We start from the raw sequence: 19450 nt of genomic DNA, 5'->3' as shown, positions 1-19450 counted from the left end.
GACTTGACATAGCAATAGATGTGGTTACAATTCGTGCTTTTTATTATAATCAAAAGCGAGTTGAGAAAAATCCGAAGATCTTTCTCAACTCGCTTTTATGGTGGAGACTGGATGTTACAGTCTCATTTGTTTTCAAATGATGATCATACGGTTGACTATTCCTGGTGCCGGCGACGACGCATAATGGCGAAGAATCCAGCAAAGGCTGCGGCGATTAATAAGACGGCACTGGCAATCGTGGTGACTTGCTTACTGTTGTCCTGCTTGCTAGACGATTGGTTGGTCTTGGGTGAAGCCGATTGTTTGCTAGTACTGGTTGGTGTATTCGTCGAAGCCTTTTCCTTCTTGCCAGGCTTGGTGGCAGTCGTGTCGTTCTTATTCGCGGCATTTTTTCCAGTTGTTGACTTAGCAGCGTCGGTGTCTGGTTTAGTCGCTGCGTGGGCCACTGCTTCACCAGTTAATTGGTTAGCGGTTCGGGTAACAGCTGGAATAATCACATTTAGGGCGCGCCCACTGGCATTCCCAGTGAATGCTAAGACAGAGGTTCCGCCGTTCGAAGCGGAGTGCGATGTCGTCAGCGTAGCCTTCTTACCGGTGTAACCACTAAGACCGGATGGCCGCGGGCTAGTCGTCCCGGCCTTTTTAGTGCTGGTTTTTACGGTAGTCTTAGCCGCGGTTTTCTTAGTAGCCTTCTTAGCTGGCTTGACCGTTTTCTTGGAAGTCGACTTAGGCGTGGATGTTATTTTATCAGTCGCTGTCGGAGTCGCTGGTGTGGCGATTCCGTCCGTTTGACCAGGAGTGACTGGCTGAACTGGCGTGGTTGGTGTCGTTGGCCCAGTTTGACCACCGCTGTTTTGGCCAGTAGCAATTAACTTGTCTAAAACAGCTTGACGGACAGCCACGAGGTTATCCTCAGCTTTCTGTTGGTTGTCCTTAGCTTCTGCCAAAGTAGTCTCGGCAATTGGCAATTTAGCCTGCGTTGCAGATAACGCCGTTTGAGCGTCTGTAAGATCTTGTTTTTTTTCAGTAACAGTATTTTTAGCAATTTCGAGAGTGTGTTCGGCATCGGCCACTTTAGCTTGAGCCTCTTTAACGACCTGGTTAGCAGCATCCAAGATAGGCTGATCTTTGGTCAATTGTGCCTTCGCATCAGCTAAGATCTGTGTCAGTGGTGCTTGAGCCTTATTTGCTTTATCTAGGTCCTGTTGAGCAGGTGCAACAGCAGCATTTGCTTGGGTTGCAGCTTTTTGGGCAGCATCAACGATTGCTGCTGCCGCCTTGTAATCCTTCAAGGTTGAATTGAGGGCATCCAGGTTAGCTTGGTCTTGCTTAATTGTCTCAGTTTGGTTAACTAAATCTTGTTGTAAGCCCGCTAAATTTCCCTGCTCAGTTTTTTCGGTGTTTTGGGCTTCAAGCAACGCATCGGCTGACGTTTTGGCATTAGTTTGTGCGGTTAGCAAGTTGCTGTTAGCAGTTGTTAATTCTTTCTGTTTATCACCTAAATTAATAGCTGCAATGTTCTTATTTGTATCATTGATCAGCTGCTGCGTATCGCTAATTTTTTGAGTTGCATCACTTATAGCTTTATTGGCATCAGATACAGCTTGTTGTTGTGTGGCAACTTCGGCATTGGCCGTTTTCACGGCATCTTCATAACTAGCAGCAGCTGCAACAGCAGTCGCTACGTTGGCTTGTGCATCTGCTGTTGCCTTTGTAGCGTTGGCTAATTCTGCTTGTTGTTTATTGAGTGTAACCCGCATAGCCTCAGACTGGGTCGTTCTAACACTCGTATCTGGATTAGCAATAACTGAATTGGCTGAGTTGTCAAACTTAGTTGCATCAGTAATGTAAGAAGGACTATCCGTCACGGTTTCAAAGTGCACTTGTCCCATACCATCTAAGGCGATCCCAAAGTATTGGTTCGTGTACGTGTTCAGAGAATCATAGCCTGCTAATCCCATCAAGTGACCAAAACCAGAGCCTGCGTCATCAAACAACATATTAGTAATTGTACTGTAAATACCTCTTCTGACGTCGTCTAATGTTTTAGCGGTACTTAAGGTTGTGTTTGCGCCCATGTTTTCATAATAATTTCCGGTTGTCGCTAAACCATACTCTCCAGCAACTGCGGTAATGGCTGGCACATCATGGGCGTGCTTGTCATAAATATCCCAGTTATCTGTATCGTACTTCGCAGCGATTTCTTTAGCAAAGGCCATCATCGTCGTCGTGATTGTTACCTTTGGTTCACCAATTAATTCCCGAACCTGGTTGATTAATGTTGCCGTGTACTGTGCTAGATCTTGATATTGAGCATCTGTCAGCGAAGCCGCGTTGGTGTAAGCAACGGCAGCAGCACTATCGTTCGGCTGGTATTGATTGCTAGTAATGCCACTCCCAGCGCTAGCAATTGCATTCAGGGTAGCCGCCGCTGAATTAGCGGCTTCGCTCGTTGCATTACTCGTAGCTGCAACATAATTTTTAAGAGTGTCCAACGTTAACCCAGCTGGTAACGTAATGGCATTACCAGTCATGCCAGTTAGTGAGACTGCCGTTTGATTAACTGTGGCTTTAACCTGTGCCTGATAATCTGTCGCCTTATCCACGGCTGCATTTGCAGCTTCAATCGCGGCTTCTTTATCAGCCGCAGCGGCGACAGCTGCAGCGGCTGCATTTGTGGCTAATGTCAAAGCATCGGTAGCTGTTGCCGAATTACTGTTGGCAGTCTTAAGCGCTGCATTAGCAGCAGCTAAACTGGTGTTGTAGTCACTCAATTTTGCCTGTGCATCTGTCACTGATTTTTTAGCGGAAGACGCTGCAGAAGATGCATCAGTTTGAGCTTTCTGCATAGCAAGAACCGTAGCTGCGTCACTAGCGGCGGTTGCACTTGCAGCAGCAGTACTTGTAGCGGCGGCATCAACTTTACCCTGCTGATTTGGTATAGCAACATCAGACGTATTCTTAGCAGTTTTTGTATCAGTGTCTAACTTAGTTTCTTGATCTGAAATTTTTCCCTCTAAGTCTGCGATACTGTCTGGTGTTGCATTTCCAGCCGTCGTTTTCGCATCAGCTAAGGCCTGATTTGCTTTGGCAGCTGCTGACGTTGCTTGATCAACGGCGTTTTGAGCGGTATCAACGTTCTTTTGCCCAGCTTGGCTGTTTTGAGTTGCGGTTTCAACAGCCTGTTGATCTGAATTAACCTGTTTCTGTGGATCGGTAACGCCTGCATTAGCAGTCTCAACAGCGCCATTCGCTGCTGTGTGAGCTTCGGTTGCTTGATTAACCTTAGCATTCGCATCAGCAACAGCTTGTTTGGCCTGATCGACGGCATTTGAGTCAACCGCAATTTGTCCGTTAGTAGCGTCAACCGTTGCTTGTGCGCCACTAGTTGCATTTTTAGCTGTCGTGACGGCTTTATTCGCGGTCTGCACCTCTTGTGAAGACTCGACTTGTTGATTCAGTTCATCTGAAACCGATTGTGGTTGTGTAGCGCCATTACTGACGGGTGTTGTTGAATCAGCATGAACCACTAACCCGCTAGTTAAAGTAGTTCCTGCTAAAATGGCAGCTGTTCCAGCAGCGATTTGAATGCTTTTTTTCATCTAAATTATCCCCTTACACTATAGAAATATTTATTCCTCAACGATTGATGAGTTGTCTGTCGAACTGATCGAAAATTCACAGTCGGGTCATAGCCATTTTAATGGTTGCACGAATTGGCCAAAGTGCTAGGTATTTCCAATCTAATTTTTCTCTTTATGTACATATACCCGAAAAAAGTTAGCCACAGATCAAAATAAGTAAGCGCTTTACTTTGTGGCCGCTTTGTAACGAATTGTGCTTTGAATTGCCGGCACTACCAGCTTGTTAGGCAATTAATTCACTTTAAAAGTATGTCGTTGTAAATCACCACCTGCTTTTTAAATCAAAATATTTTCATTATTTATTTATTTGTATCAAAATCAGTTATTGCCACTCTAGTTTACACCATTAATTCGCAGCTATAAATAGTATTTTTCAATTTTATTGGGTGGAAATTGTCAAATCAAGTTTTCTCGGGTAATTGCTACGTCGATCAGCTTTTTTCTTAGCTTCGGACATAGCCGGTGATTTTTGCGTAGCAACAGATTCGGACTGAGTAGTGTTTCAGGCAGCTGTGAGCGTAGTTTTCTGGATGTCAACAACGCTTACACTGGCTGATTCAGCCATATTGCCGCAAGCCTGGACAGTTGAATTAGCCTCAATTTGAAGATTTAAATACTTGATTGTTCAGGGTTGTTCCGATATTGTCTGGTTTCCATTCATTTTCTCTCACATGTCAGTCCTGATTTGACCGAATCTATTACCTCGTAAACAGGAACCCCCAGAACCAATCAGTTGACTCAACTATTAATCGGGATTATGCTTTTCGAGAGTTATCAAGGTGGTTTTGATCAGGTTTCTTTCCAAGCTGAGACACCTGATAGGTTGCCCTTTTTAAATTTATGAACTGGAGTGATTACCATGACAAGTCTACAGTACGATGTCTATAACAACCGACGTAACAGCGTCACTCGTGGCGTTCCCGATGACACCAAAGATTTACAATGGGTGTCGAACACAGCAACTTTGATTTATGGTGAACAGGAGGCCATTTTAGTTGATACTTATACGACTAAATCCGCTAACCAAGAGTTAATTGACTGGACCTATGAACATCACGTCACCCTTAAATATATCTATTTGACACATGCCCACGCCGACCATTTCTTTGGCGCCGGGATGATTAAAAACGCCTTTCCTGGGGCAACGATCATTGCGACGCAAGCCACAGCAGATGGGATTCCGGCCGTTATGACGCCCGCAAACTTAGCGGGCACCTGGGAAAAACTCTTTCCGGGCAAACTACCAACGCCCATTGTTGGGGCTGATCAAGTCGTTAAGGACCACTTCACTTTGGAAGATCACCCAATCACCGTTATTTCAGATGGTTTCACGGATACGCATGACACGACTAGCTTATGGGTGCCGGACTTGCAATTGATTGTGGCTGGTGATGCCACCTATAATGGCATTCATGCCTATATGCAAGAAACAACTTTAGCTGCCTGTCAGAACTGGATTAAAGCCAATGAGCACTTGAAGACCTTCAAGCCACAACACGTTGTTGCCGGACACAAGATTCCAGAAAACGCAGATGATCCTGCCATTCTAGATAGCACAATCGCGTATATCACCACGTTTAACAAGCTCGCCCAGGAGGCAACTTCGGCGTTAGAGCTGTATCGTCAAATGCTGGCCCTTTACCCGACTTACGCCAATCCCGGTTCGCTCTGGAGCAGTGCGCACGCGGTTATTCGGTAAGGGTAATTTAACCATGAGACTTTGAAGAGGCCCCCTCGAATTGGCATCAAACCAATTCGAGGGGGCCTTTTCAGTGTTAGGAGTTAGGGTATTAGTGACCCTGCAACTGGGGATCCCGACTATACAATTTTAATATTATGATTGGTGTTTTATTGAAATGGTTGAATTTGAAAAGACTACTCTAAAGTTGTAATTATTACCACCTCTTTTGCCGTATTACATGAAGGGAATGCTATAATTAATTGTAAGCGGTTTTTTAATAGAATCGGAAGGTGCTGAAATTGTATGATGGTGTGGAAGCGGTTAGCAGTGGTGTTAGCGGGGATAGCAATTGGAATCAGTGTGCCCATTGGAGTAACTGAGATTTCGGTCGCTAGTCGTCCAATTACAGCGCAGGCTGATAGTGTAGAACATAGTGGAACGATTGGTACGTGTAGTTGGAAACTGTCGGCTGATGGGAAAACATTGACCATTGACGGAGGTAATGGTGGAACCTTGCCTGAAGGGGATTCTGTGGATACGTTCAGTGGTTATGGTGTAGTGGATCAGGTGATTGAAAAGCAGCTGAAAAATGTTATGCCAAATGAGCCAATTCCGTTGCGAAATCTAGAGGATATTAATTTAGTTGGTCATCTTAAAACAGGGAAGAACGCCACGTATTTGTTTGCTGGATTACGCTCCCACAATGATTCAACGCAAAATCTTAATGGACTTAGTAATCTGAACACTGATGACGCTACTGACATGGAGGGAATGTTTTCTAATACGAACTTTTCATCGTTAGATTTATCGAAGTTTAATACAGATAATGTGACCAATATGTCAAAAATGTTTTTGGAAGATAGTAGCTTACATAATCTCGATCTTTCCAGTTTTAATACAAGCAAAGTTACAGATATGTCAAGAATGTTTGCTGACCTTATGGGATTGGATCAGCAAAATAGTTTAGTCTTGGGAAACCATTTTGATACGCATAATGTCACTAGTATGCGCCAAATGTTTTTGGCAGTAGCACTACCAACGCTGGACCTGTCGAATTTCGATACAGCAAACGTGACGGACATGTCTAGTATGTTTAACCACATGGATAATCTAACCAAACTAGATGTTTCTCCAATGGATACGTCGAAGGTTACCAATATGGACAGTACATTTGCAAATACTGCTAGCTTAGAGAATATAAAGTTTGGTGGAAAGTTTAATACTAGTAACGTGCAATACATGTCTAGTATGTTTTATGGGACAAAAAAGTTGGATGATGTAGACTTTAGCCATATTGATACCAGCAAAGTAACAAGTATGTATGCTATGTTCGCCAATGCACCAGGGCTTGTTAAGTTAGACCTTACGCACTTTGATACCAGTAAGGTCACTGATATGAGCTTTATGTTTAATGGAACCAGAAATTTGAAAAATGTAAATGTTTCTTCGTTTCAGACAAAGAATGTCAAAGATTTTAACCAGATGTTTCAGAGTTGTGAGAGTTTAATACGATTAGACTTATCGAACTTCGATACAAGAAGTGCTATGACTAAGATTGGCTCAACTGAAGATGTGACTCAGGGCTTTTATTCGATGTTCAATGATGATCCCAGTCTAACCAGCTTGGATATCTCTAATTTTTCAATGACGTATGATAAAACGGGTGGGTTATATACCTACACGGACTATATGTTTAGTGGGGACAATCAACTTTCTCGGTTAGTGTTAGGACCCGGCGTCCGTTTTATAAAGGATGAGGATTTGTCTTCGTCATCCGAGGGACCAGCGTTAGCGGATGTGCCTTTAAATGAAACCTACACTGGAAAGTGGGAAGCTGTGGGAACTGGCACGGAGACTAATCCTCGTGGTCAAACCTATTCGACTAGTGATGATTTGGTGAATGCTTATATGGGAGACAAGCGACCGACTGGCAGACAAACCTACGTCTGGGAACCCGTTAAACGGCCAGTAACACCGCCAGTATTTCCAGTAACGCCACCTAATGTTGATGAGCCAGCAACAGAAGGGGATGGCGAAGTCTTCACGGGGAGTAGCATTGATGCGGTCAAAAAGATTGGTCTTTACCGGCAGCCAACGTTCACGAAGAAAAATCGGATCACGTGGTATGCAAAACAGCCACAAACTCGGCAGCCACAGTTTGTCGTCACGGGCAAGGCTACCTCAAAGAATGGTGTGGCGCGATACCAAGTACGAGACGTTAATCACCATTCAAAGACCTATCGATTAACCGGTTACGTGACAACGCGAGCCGCGTATGTCGTCCCCACTTACATGTCGAAGCGCTCGCGGGATAAGGTGATTACAGTCATCAATCCACGAGGGATTAATGGGTATGGTCACGCAAATTTAACACAGAAGCAAAAACACTATCGGCAAGGTCAACAGTTGAAGGTTAAACGTCTCGTGACGCATAACCTAACGACGCGTTTCCAACTTGAAAATGGTCAATATGTGACGGCTAACCGGCAATGGGTTCAGAATGGGCGGAAGAATTATCCCCGAAAAATCACCACGACGCACACCATTTGGCGCTATCGGGATGTCAATTTTAAGCAGGCCGTCCATCATTATCGGCGGCATCAGCAATTGGTTGTCACGGGCTGGGACTATTCTGACCACGGAACCTTGCGTTATCGCGTAGCTGGCGGATATGTGACGGCTAATGCCCGCTTCGTTAAGTAAAACAGGGTTATTTCAATGATAGCTAGCGATTATTTTTACCAGTGTGTGGTATTTTCTCAAAAGGATCAGACAGACGATCGTCACTTCTCGTTTGTCTGATCCTTTTGGGTTACGCTAATTTCCGACACGCTAGCGTGGCAGAAAGGGTTAAAATTAGCTAGTTTTTATAGAAATAAATATCAGCCGATTACCTCTAAAAGTGTTAAACTATGTAAGCGCTTAACTATATGTACAAACTTTCCATAAACGTATTAAGGGGGATAAATGATGACAATTCCACAGTTAACTTTAAATGATGGTTGGCAGATGCCAGCCATTGCCTTAGGAACGGCTCGGGTTCGCGGTGGCGCCGCTGTTAATCAATTTCAGGCGGCGATTCACGATGGTTACCGGAGCATTGATACGGCGACCAGCTATGACAATGAGGGGGCCGTTGGCGAAGCCATTCGACGTTCGGGAGTCCCGCGGGCCGATCTCTTTGTCTCGTCGAAGTTGCCCGGTAAATATCACCGGTATGCTGACGCAACGACTGCTATTCAGGAGTCCTTGTATCGACTAGGATTGGATTATTTTGATGCGCTTTTAATCCACTGGCCCCTTCCGAAACGAGATCATTACGTGGAAGCTTGGCAGGCAATGATTGATGCGCAACAACGGGGATTGATTCGCTCAATCGGGGTTTCTAATTTTGAACCGGAACACCTAGATCGGCTCATCCAGGAGACGGGGGTTACCCCGGCCATCAACCAAATTGAAATGCATCCCTATTGGAACCAGGAGCGCATGTTACAGGTCGACCGGGAGCGCGGTATCCTAACGCAGGCCTGGAGTCCACTGGGCCGGGGGAGTGACGTGGTTAAAGAACCCGTCATCACCCAGCTCACCGCGAAGTATCACAAGAATCCGGTGCAAATCATTTTACGCTGGCACCATCAAAGAGGTGTGGTCCCGCTACCCCGTACCCACAACCTAGCGCATCAGCGGACGAATCTAGAAATTTTTGACTTTGAATTAACAACTGCCGAAATGGCACAGATTAACGCGTTGACCAAGGTCGAGGGCCGGGTCGTTGCCGGTCAAGATCCCAACGTCTATGAAGAGTTTGAGTAGAAGACTTAGCTGGGACGGGTAAGTCGAGCCTGATTACATCAAACATGACTGGCTGTAGTTGGCCAGACAAAAACGTCTCCCAATCATTGGACCCTGTGTCTATGATTAGGAGATGTTTTAAGTACCAGAATAACGGCAACGAAGTTTAAGAACGCGAAGGTGGTGCCTGCCACCTGGCCATTCATTCGGTCAATGGACATGGATTTTGGCCAGGAAGAAAATACTGTTTTAGCGGGTGCTTCAGTCTGAGGAGGACCAGGGTCGAGTTTAAGCCAGCCCATAAAATTCTGGAAAAGTTGCCTCAACATTCCGGCTCACCAGTTGCACGGTAAAATCAACACTAGCCGGATCGCCACGATCAATCAGCGTGGGATTAACCAGCAGTGAGATCATGCCATTTAGTAAAAAGGTTAATTTGAGATCGTTTTGGCGGTTGGCTGGCAGCTTGCCCACGGCGTAGATGGCTTGTTTGAAGATATTCAGTAAGACCTTAGGAAAATCAGGCGCGAAACGCAGATTCTCTGGTTTCAACAGGGCGAGTTGCTCTGGCTGAAGTGCGGGGCTCTCAGCAAACAAGAACTCGCGGACAAAGTCTTGACTGTCTTGAAAGAGTAGCGGGTAGGCCGTTGAGCCTTGAACCGCCTTATTGGCTGCGGTTGCCAGTAACTCATCGTACAAAGCGTAGATGTCGGCGTAATGTAGGTAGAAAGTCCCCTTGTTGATCAGAGCCATTTGTGCGAGTTCCGTAATCGTTATTTTATTGAGGGGCTTTTTAAGCAGCAGTGCCAGACCTGCCTGCTGGATGGCGCGCTTGGTTTTGGTGACGCGTAAGTCAGTTTTGGACATCGTCAAGTTCCTTTCGAGATAAACGACAATTGAGATGGATCGTTCATTATTCATCGATTGTTAAAGACTGATGATTGTTTGTGAACCATTGTATTCGTAAACTTAGGTTATGGTTGATAACGGAAAAAATGAAAAGGAGCATGATTAATGTTAACACAATATAAAATTGGTGATTTAGTTTGGGCTAAGCTTGGGACCGCGCCATTAGTGGGCGTTGTTGTCTATAAGGACGTCAAGCACGAACGTTATTTGATTCGCTTTAGTGGGGTACAACAGGATTACTATTCGGCGGATGCGTTGACACCTTATGTTCCAAATGAAGATGCTTAAGTTAATCTAAGGCCATAGGATTGTGAACAGGCACAGTCAGTGGCCTTATCGTTATATAGAATATTCAATCTTTATGATTGCTATTTGGTGATTTATAGAAATTTATGTTTTTAAAGGGATATAGTTAACCCTTTAGACTTTACTCTGAAAAAGCTCAATAAATAAAGTTATATTTATTGAGCTGTCATATACTATGTTATATAATAATCACGTAGAAATATTCCTCACATAATTGTAAGGGTAATCCTATAGTTTATGATAGAGTTTATTTTTATCATAAAATGTTCCCCACGTAAGTAGGGCCGATTTAAAAGTAAGCTTATAACGTTTAACTTTTAAGACAAATTAGAATGAAGGGATTGAATGAATAAGCGAGAGCGAAAACTAGTAAAAAGGCTGAGGTCCTCGAAAACAAACAATACAACAATTGAAGAACTTGGCTTACCAAGTGAGGTGCCACTGTTTATTAAGTTTGTCGAACGTAAGTATTTGTCAGGCTTTTTACGTAAAGGTGAGTTGCATTTCGGTAGACTTTCAGATTATCGTGGAATGGCTTTACCAGGTGTATACAGTAATATAAATACCACTATTGGTGACTTGGATGAGGACGTACTACGCAGAGAATTTGGTGAAAACTCAGAATTAGAGATAGATAAATTAAAGACAAAACTCACCCATGGTGAATATGGTACTTTTCGTGCGGTATTGCATCCTAACGCGGCTGCATTTTGTTTTACAGCTATTCCACGTAGATTCCTGTATAGCATAGGCAATAATACCTTTAAAATTGATACTGGGTTGATAAATAGGCTACTGCAGAGTTTTCCACCAGATAAAACTGTCCCCGTGGTTTTAACAGGTATTGGATATATATGGGAAATGGTCAAAATTAAATCTCGTGGTGTAGGTAGTGCTAGAGGACCAGTACTATATATTGACGATCAGAATGAAGCATTTGATATCGTGCAAAATAGGATGAGAAAAAATATCGATTTAAAGGATATTGTTCCATTTACTAAGAGACGTAGATATGAGGAACAATATGAATATCGATTCCTTGTGGAAGAAAGTAAAGTATTAGATAGTAACGGAAATTTATATATTGGTTCTTTAAAGAAGCATGCGCATAGGGTGCAAAGTCTGAATAATATTTATGTGCAAGTAAATGTTGAGATTACAAAGAAGAGTCAATTAGACATTTATAAAATGCTAAAATATCATTTTCTGTATGATATGGCTTTAATAGAATTTAAGACGCAGTGTGAGCGAGGTAGCTATACTATTAAAATAGATGTTGAAGAATAGATACAGATAAATATTTTCCATATGCGATTTAGGTGATATTAATGGTTATTCGACAGATGTAATGATTTTGATAAATGCTAGGCTTATTTTAATAGACTTTAACCTAAGATATAATCTCCAGAGGAAAATAGAATACAATATAAAACTCTCCCAAGATTGATGCCAATCTCGGGAGAGTTATTTGTAATTGGTTTTGGATACAACTGTTCTTATTTTACCGGTGCCAAGAAGATCGCCGCATCCCCCTGGTTCACGCCTTCACCGTAACCGTCATCGGTCTGGGCCCGCACGCCAATGTGCCAGCCGCGGTATTGGCTACGTTTAGCCGCTGGGTAACCCGCCTTAGCCAACAGGTTGGCGTAGTTCTGGGTATCCATCACGTTAGAGGCGTTGGATAAGTGAATGTAGACTTGTCCGGGCTTAACGGTTGGGGATTCTTCACCATCATCGGTGTAAACCACGCTCCCAGCCTGAGCCTCTAAGGCCTTGTCCGTAATCGTGCCGGGGAACAGGCTTAAAATCTCCTGATCCAGCAACTGCTCGTTAGCGATAGGGAAACTCATGCCAGTCGCGGGGTCAGACTTCGTGGTAACCGCCGCGTTGGCTGCCTTTTTGGTCGTGACCGGCTTCAAATAGCCTCGCCAGATCCAACCCTGCATTTTGCCATCGGCACTCTTCACGTGGTAGTAAATGGTCGAGTGTCCCTGGTACTTCTTATACAGCTTTTGGTGAGCATCCGTGTACCACGTCACCTTTGAGGTAGCGCGGTTATAGCTATAACGAATGGTTAAATGCTTGGAATAACGCGCCCCAGCAGTCGCCGTGTAGGCGTGCTGCTTCATACTCTTACGCCAAACTAGGCGAACCGAGTGTGCCCGTTTCGTTGAATACTGACTGCTAGCCGATGCAGTAACGCCGCCGATACTGAGCATTCCGGCACCGACGCCTAGGATCATGAGCCCCTGAAACAATTTTGCTTTTTTCATGATTGAATCCTCCCGTCTGCTTATAGATTAGCACAATTCAGGACGGCTGACGACGGCTAATGGGGGAGAGCGTTGATTTGGGAATGACTTTCTCAGTTGGCCGCCGACATTCCGGATTTCTGCGATTTTCGTGAGAAAACCCAGCCAACTGACCAGAAGCGGCCACCAGACACCTATTTATAGTAGAAAGTCACACCTGTAACCATGTAACTAGTTTAGATTCAGTTACAATCTATTGATGATGTAACACAATAACCATGTTAATATTATAATAAAATGCATATGGTGTTCATAATATTTTCATATTTCACTGCTATTCTGAGCCTAGAAATTAAAAAACAGCTCGCAACCCGCTTCGATATGGAGGTATCCCCCATGAAAAACTGGCTACGAATTTTTTTACTACTAGGTTGTCTCATTGGGTTAACCCCTTTGTTGCACATTAATGCTCAGAAACGAGCAAGCGTTATTCAAACGGCGGTCCTCCATGATCAAGCTGGTCAGGCGGTTTCCAGCCTCACTAGCCACCAACCGGGGGATCTCCAACTGGTCCTGACCGCTGCATTACCGGCCGGTGAGACCGTGATGAAGCTGGCTTCTCAGGACAACGCTAGCATGGTTTCCGGCGAGATCACGGATTTAAAACCAACACAGGCCATCACGGCCAAAGTCGACCAACAAGGACAACTGGTCTTCGAGAATGACCAAGACCAGCCACAAACGGTAGAGGTGGTCGTCCCCATCAAGGTGACCGATCCACTCCTCGTTGCCAAGCTCCAACTGGAACTCCAGGTGGTCGACACGACGGAAACGTTTGAACTTCCCGAGATTACGGTTACGGCCGAGGAGACCGACGAGTCCACGACAGACAATAGTGGTGGTAATAGCAATAGTAATAGCAGTAACAATAGTAATAGCAGTAACAATAGTAACAGTCAGTCCAGCACCAATTCGCAGTCCAACTCACAAACGACCGTCAGTCAACGCACCCCATCAACGAAGCAGCGGTCCCGGTCAAGTAGCTCAGCGGCCACGACCGCTTCTAGCAAATCGATCACGACCAACGCTGATGAAGACGCTGACGCCAAGGCGGCGCCCAAGATGAAGGTGAGTCGCGCTACGCCGGTTGCTAATCCCCGGGCGCAGCTGACGGGGGAATCCATCCGGGTTCACCGCGGTCAGATTCAGATTGGTAGCTGGTCTCCAGAACTTGAAGTCGGCGGGTCACTTATCAACGACAAGAAGGCCAAAGTAGTGGGACCCAAGCAGACAAATTCCAACGGGAACACGTACTGGGACAACACCTATGACGATCAGTACTACTACTCTTACCAACAGGCGAAAGACGCCAAAGCCTACGCGGTGGTCTTCAACGAACAACCGGATAAGGCCGACACCATCGACGTCTTCTACCAAAACGTGGGGGCCTACACGACATCCGCGACGCTTGAAAAGCCGGACCAACAGATGGGCGCACTCGTGACGATTTCCAATATCGTCTACAACACGAATACGCCGGCCGGCTCGGATCACTACATTGACTTCTCCAACAACTTCTATTCCGGCGTGGTGTACAACGGGATCGCGAGCTTTGATATCGATATCACGTTTACGGACGCTAACGGCGAGAAGGCCCTTGATTTTCCAGAGCCCGAAGAAGGGAAAGATTACACATCATACTTTACCTTCGGCTCACTGAACGGGAACGCCCCCGGCGAACATGAATGGGCCGGGTCCCGGTTGGAATTGGAAGGCAAACGCGCCGTCAACTCCCTGGTTGACAAACGGGATAACGGCTGGTACGAAGGTGTCGGCATCGGTGTTTGGGAAGCCGGGCAACCCTACACCGGCGAGAATCAGTGGGGGGATTTCCTGGGATCGACCAACTACGAACGGGGCGCCGTTTCCTTCCCCCTGGTCGGCACGACGCAGAAGTTCATGCTGAAGAGTGAGTCCGGCTTTACTTGGCAGTCGTTCTCCAGCGGCTACGTGGTTCCCCTGGCGCCCCTAGCGCCGGAGAAGACGGTCCACCGCACTGATGACTTCGGGGTTACCCACAACGACCTGGATCAGGTGACGGTCGACCGTGATCGTGAAGATATGAGCAGCTTCTACTACACGATCTATCAACCGACTTACAGTATTCCGGACGAATCCATTGCGAAGCCGGATAAAATCATTCTGACGGACCAGTTGCCTGAGGGGATGACGGTTTCGGCCCAGGACATCACGCTACGTAACACGGATGGTCAGCCCATTTCAGTTCAGGATAAAGGAAAGATAACCGTTACGGCGGACGGACACGTCACGTATGAGCTGTCGGATAAGGAAATCGAGGCCCTGACGTTTGATGGCCGGCCCTTTGCCTTTCAGATGAAGGTTACCTTCGACGCCGAGTTCGTGGGTACCTTCAAGAACCAAGCGGCGGTCAAATTCGATTCCGGGAAAGACTATACCTGGGAAAACCAGACGAATGAAGTGGTGACACATTTCAAACGAAACCCGATTGACTTAACGCTAAAGAAAATGGGGGACCTCCCTTGGGACCCCGCGGCTAACGTGCCTCTCAGCAAGGTGGTCTTCACGATAACCAGTGTTGGCGGGCTCGCAACCGACCTGACCACCAACCAGGATGGCGAACTTGTCCTGAGTGATCTGGACCGGAGCCAGACGTACACGGTCACCGAAAAAGTTCCCGCGGGATATGCTGCCCGCGAGGCCTTTACCTTAGCGTATGATGCGACGGCCAAACGCTGGAAAGTCACGGGAAATGCGGCTCAGGTTAGTATTTCAGATGATGCCAAGCACCAGGTCATCACCGTAACGAATCAGATTAAGCGCGGGGAGTACCGCTTCCAGAAGGTGGATGGGGCGACTCATCAGGCTCTCGCCGGTGCTGAATTCATCATTCGAAATGCGGATCAGCAGTACCTGACGTTTGACGCTAAAGGCCGCCTGACTGGTGCGGTCGATCACCGTGATCAGGCCACGCGCCTGACCGGGGATGCGGCCGGTGCCTTCCAGGTGACGGGTCTTCCCCATGGTCAGTACCAGTTGATCGAAACTCAGGCACCGGACGGCTATACGCTGGGTGCCGCTCACGACTTTACCATTTCGGACCAGGCACAACAGACCCCCGACCAGATTAAAAATGACCCGTACAGTCTGCCCGTAACCGGGGGACAGGGCATCATCTGGTTCATCGTTTTAGGGCTGATGCTCACCCTATCGTCTCTCGCCATTTGGCGCACACACCCTAGAGGAGGATAACCCCCATGAAATTCACAAAATTACGCCAATTCACACTGGCCGCCTTCGCGGTCTGCGGCTTGGCCCTAGGTGGTCACGCGACCGCCCACGCTGCCGACGCAACGCCGGACACGGTAACCATGAAGTTACACAAGATGGAGAATGAACACGACAAGACGATCCAAAACACGGGGGATGAGATCACGACCCTCCCCGAGGGGATCACCCCGTACGATGCCAGTAAGCTTGGCAACGTGACGTACAGCGTCTATGATCTGACGGCTGTGATGAAGGATCAGGGCGTGGTCAGTGGCCAGACGGATGCCAAGACGTTTGAAGAAAAACGGGACCAGTTGATTGCGACCATCACGGCCGGTAAGACGGATCCCGCCGAACTTCTCGAGGCGCAGGCGGCCTTCGTTTCGGCCCACAATCTGACACCGGTCGCAACGGAAGAGTTGACGGACAACAGCGGATTGCTGACTTTTTCAAAACTACCGAACAGCGGATTCTACTTGATCATGGAAACCCAGGCGCCCACGACTCATCTGGCGGCACTGTCGGCACCGATGATTATCGGTTTGCCTCTAAACGACAAGGATACCATCCACCTGTACCCTAAGAACGTGATTGCCCGGAACATTGACCCGGAGATTCACAAGGTCGGGATCGATCCAAAGGCACCCACGAGTGACCAGTACGTGGCGTTGGGCGGCGTTAAGTTTGAGCTGAAACGGGCGGATAATCAGGGCGACCCGGTGACACTGACGACCGATGATCGGGGGGACATCGCTTTTGGTAACCTCGTGGCCGGAACGGAATATATCCTGACGGAGTCTTCAATCGCCGAGCACCCGTGGTACAACCAGGATGACGTAGCAGCTGGTAAGATCGAGTTGAGATTCACGGTGGATAAGACGGGCACGGTGACGCCCATCAGCATGAAACCCGACAAATCCTATTTCAAGATTGATGGCACCCGGATTGGCATCCTGAACCACCTGATTCTTGGCGGCGCAGCCTTCCAGAAGGTAGACGCGCAGGACACCACTAAGGGCTTAGCCGGCGCCAAATTCAAGGTACAAAAGGTCGACACGGACGGCAAGATTTCCTGGGCCGTTTTCCAGGGACAGACGTTTGTGAAATGGGTGGCCAGCCAGAACGACGCGACGACGCTAGTCTCTGGAAAGGATGGCAAGTTTGACTTCACGGGCGTCCCTTACGTCTATGACCAACGGGATGGCGAAGTGACGTACAACCTGATTGAAACGCAAGCGCCAGCGGGATATGCGCTGTTGAAGGACGCCACATCATTTAAGATCAACACGCAGACCGGCTTGGTGACGATTAAGAACGAACGGTATGCCCTGCCAATCACCGGGGGTATGGGTATCTGGCTGTTTATCCTCATCGGAGGTCTCCTGATGGGTGGCGCGGGTTACCTGTACTACCGGCAACGGCGGCAAGAAGGTTAACCACAACTTAGGCAATTAGCGAAGGGAGGACTCCCACATGCGTAAATGGCTCATCATCTTACTCTTTTGCTTAGGCCTCGGCCTGATTGGCTACCCGGCTGCAAGTAATCTAGTGACGGGATGGCGCCAGCAGGGGGTCCTCACCGCGTATAAACGGCAATTGCGAACGGCGAGCCAGACACAACGCCAGGCGCTGAAACGGGCCCTCCAGCAAGAGGACACGGGACAGCGGACCACGGTTCAAGATCCATTCAAGGCGGGAAGCAAGGGCTTTGTGGACACACCGCCCCTGGCGCTGGTGGCCATTCCGAAGATTAACGTGGAACTACCGGTATTTGGCAGCACTAGCGAATCGATTTTACAGAAATACGCGGGGCTGGTTCGCGGGACGGACAGCCCCCAAGGAAAGCAGAATCAGCACAGTCTCATCACGGCTCACCGCGGGCTCCCCGGCGCACAACTCTTTACCGATCTGCCACGACTCCAGCGGGGCGATCGGTTTTATCTGAAGAATGCGTACGGGCTGATGACCTATGAGGTGACGGGCCTGCAGACCGTGAAAGCCAATACCCGACAACCGGTGCGACGCAGTTCCTCGCAGAATCAGGTGACCCTGATGACCTGTACGCCGTATATGATCAATACGCATCGGCTGCTGGTGACGGGCCGCCGGATTCCAAATGAAACCACGACGATTCCCCGGGGAAGAATCGTGTGGGACTGGTATAAGATTGGGCTGTTGATATTGTTAGGAATACTCATCGTTGGCGGCGCATGGGCAGGTTACCGGCGCTACCGCCGGGCAAGGGAGGGAAGTTAAATGGCAACGCGTAAACGACGATTTCGGAAGACTTCCCTCTGGTTGCTGGTGATGTTTCTACTGGGAAGTGGTCTGATGCTAGTGGCCCTGACGCAAAACGTTGCGGTCACGCGATTAGGCAAGACAGCAACGCGGGAAATGACGACAGAGAGCGTCCAGCGTGCGAACCAGGCGGCCCAGGGCAAAACGGCCCCGTTCAACTACGCCAAAACGTCGCAGCTGAATCCGTTGACGGTTGCCGGTTACGGGCTACAGGAGTTGACGGGAAACAGCCAATACGGTGCGGTCGGTCAGTTGCGGGTTCCCGCGGTCGGCCTGGATTTGCCCATCGGCGTTGGGGTCAGTAACGCGGTGCTGGTCCGGGGAGCAGGGACGCTCAAGGCGGACCAGCGGATGGGGCAAGGCAATTACGCGTTGGCGGGGCACTATATGACGGCGCAACGGCTCCTATTTTCCCCTTTGAAGGGTGTGCGGCAAGGGAACAGCGTGTATCTGACGGATAAGCGCCAAGTTTACTGCTATCGGGTCACGCGGGTGCGGGTGGTCGACCGCCACCGGGTCGATGTCATCGATGAGGTGCCCGGGAAACGGCTCGTGACATTGGTCACCTGTGCCTCGGCTAAACGGGGCGAACCGAAGCGACTGGTGGTGCAGGGAGAACTTCAGTCTGTTACGCGGGAGCGGGTGTGATTGTGAAATAAACAGGCGACCCCCTCAACTTGAGGTGGGGTTGCCTGTTTTTTATTGTGGCGGTAACTCTAGAAGGGGATGTTAAGACAGTAGCTAATGACTTGCCTTGGCTCTTGAAGGAAGTTCTAAACGAACACGAAGGGCGACCTGTACTTTATAAGACTTTATAGATGTAAGCTGTTTTGTACTTAGTCGCCACTGAGTTTTAAGTTGATAAGTTTTAAGAGCTCTTGGAGATCGTCGTTCGTTGCTTTCTTTCTAATGAAGCTACGGGCAGTGGATCGTGCACTAATATAATTTACACGTTCACGATTGGCATTATCCCATTTTTTGTTAGCGGCACGCTTTGCATCTGTATATGGTTGAATTGACATTAATTTACTCCTTCTTTTGCGACATTATAAGATCTTTATTTTAATGCCGTATCATTGCACCAAGGGTTAATTGTGGAAGCACATATTCTCGCTTCATGTATATAATTTAATAATAGGGTCACGTTACCTATTCATGATGTTTATTTGATATGATTTTTAAATATATCCAATAATATAAAAATCCTCGATTTAAAATTGAAGTGCAACACCTGCTCTACTAGACCAGTTCTTTATTCA

At 47.5% G+C, this 19450-nt stretch carries 13 protein-coding genes; 9 read left to right on the top strand and 4 right to left on the bottom strand.

What is annotated here, in order from left to right:
- Window positions 1-155: 155 nt before the first annotated feature.
- Entirely contained in the window at window positions 156-3602 is a 3447-nt protein-coding gene (locus FD28_RS00270; protein ID WP_057731330.1) for an SEC10/PgrA surface exclusion domain-containing protein, read from the bottom strand.
- A gap of 901 nt (window positions 3603-4503) precedes the next feature.
- Between FD28_RS00270 and FD28_RS00265 the strand changes: the two genes are divergently transcribed.
- From FD28_RS00265 to FD28_RS00255, 3 genes are all read left to right on the top strand, one after another.
- Window positions 4504-5343 (top strand): MBL fold metallo-hydrolase, encoded by an 840-nt coding sequence (locus FD28_RS00265; protein WP_057731327.1) that lies wholly within the window; start codon window positions 4504-4506, stop codon window positions 5341-5343.
- Window positions 5344-5628: 285 nt separating this feature from the next.
- Entirely contained in the window at window positions 5629-8028 is a 2400-nt protein-coding gene (locus tag FD28_RS00260) for a BspA family leucine-rich repeat surface protein (RefSeq protein ID WP_057731326.1), read from the top strand.
- A gap of 267 nt (window positions 8029-8295) precedes the next feature.
- Window positions 8296-9138, top strand: a complete 843-nt coding sequence (locus tag FD28_RS00255) for an aldo/keto reductase (RefSeq protein ID WP_420806185.1) — start codon at window positions 8296-8298, stop codon at window positions 9136-9138.
- Between the two features lie 267 nt (window positions 9139-9405).
- On the opposite strand, the gene FD28_RS00250 is transcribed toward FD28_RS00255, so the two are convergent.
- On the bottom strand, window positions 9406-10038 hold the full coding sequence (locus tag FD28_RS00250; protein ID WP_157059792.1) for a TetR/AcrR family transcriptional regulator: 633 nt from the start codon (window positions 10036-10038) through the stop codon (window positions 9406-9408).
- 93 nt (window positions 10039-10131) lie between these two features.
- Here FD28_RS00250 and FD28_RS00245 point away from each other — a divergent pair, with 93 nt between their 5' ends.
- On the top strand, window positions 10132-10314 hold the full coding sequence (locus FD28_RS00245) for a hypothetical protein (protein ID WP_057731318.1): 183 nt from the start codon (window positions 10132-10134) through the stop codon (window positions 10312-10314).
- Window positions 10315-10677: 363 nt separating this feature from the next.
- A complete protein-coding gene (locus FD28_RS00240) occupies window positions 10678-11619 on the top strand; it encodes a hypothetical protein (protein WP_057731316.1) in 942 nt (313 codons plus the stop codon).
- 209 nt (window positions 11620-11828) lie between these two features.
- On the opposite strand, the gene FD28_RS00235 is transcribed toward FD28_RS00240, so the two are convergent.
- The gene (locus tag FD28_RS00235) at window positions 11829-12605 is read right to left on the bottom strand and encodes a hypothetical protein (RefSeq protein WP_057731314.1); all 777 of its coding nucleotides are present in this window, start codon (window positions 12603-12605) and stop codon (window positions 11829-11831) included.
- 435 nt (window positions 12606-13040) lie between these two features.
- Here FD28_RS00235 and FD28_RS00230 point away from each other — a divergent pair, with 435 nt between their 5' ends.
- From FD28_RS00230 to FD28_RS00215, 4 genes are read left to right on the top strand one after another with little or no spacing between them, the layout of a single operon-like run.
- Window positions 13041-15875, top strand: a complete 2835-nt coding sequence (locus tag FD28_RS00230; protein ID WP_157059791.1) for an isopeptide-forming domain-containing fimbrial protein — start codon at window positions 13041-13043, stop codon at window positions 15873-15875.
- 5 nt (window positions 15876-15880) lie between these two features.
- Entirely contained in the window at window positions 15881-17329 is a 1449-nt protein-coding gene (locus FD28_RS00225) for a pilin N-terminal domain-containing protein (RefSeq protein ID WP_057731308.1), read from the top strand.
- A gap of 37 nt (window positions 17330-17366) precedes the next feature.
- Complete coding sequence (locus FD28_RS00220; RefSeq protein WP_057731306.1) at window positions 17367-18149, top strand: class C sortase; 783 nt, start codon at window positions 17367-17369, stop codon at window positions 18147-18149.
- Complete coding sequence (locus tag FD28_RS00215) at window positions 18150-18839, top strand: class A sortase (RefSeq protein WP_057731303.1); 690 nt, start codon at window positions 18150-18152, stop codon at window positions 18837-18839. It begins immediately after the preceding gene.
- A 188-nt stretch (window positions 18840-19027) separates the two neighbouring features.
- Here FD28_RS00215 and FD28_RS00210 read toward each other — a convergent pair whose 3' ends face one another.
- Entirely contained in the window at window positions 19028-19213 is a 186-nt protein-coding gene (locus FD28_RS00210) for a hypothetical protein (protein ID WP_057731301.1), read from the bottom strand.
- Between the last annotated feature and the right edge of the window lie 237 nt (window positions 19214-19450).

Origin of the sequence: Levilactobacillus hammesii DSM 16381 (genome assembly GCF_001434395.1) — a bacterium.
Lineage (GTDB): Bacteria > Bacillota > Bacilli > Lactobacillales > Lactobacillaceae > Levilactobacillus > Levilactobacillus hammesii.
The sequence above is the reverse complement of the archived record's forward strand: the minus strand, read 5'-3'. Positions and strand labels throughout refer to the sequence as shown.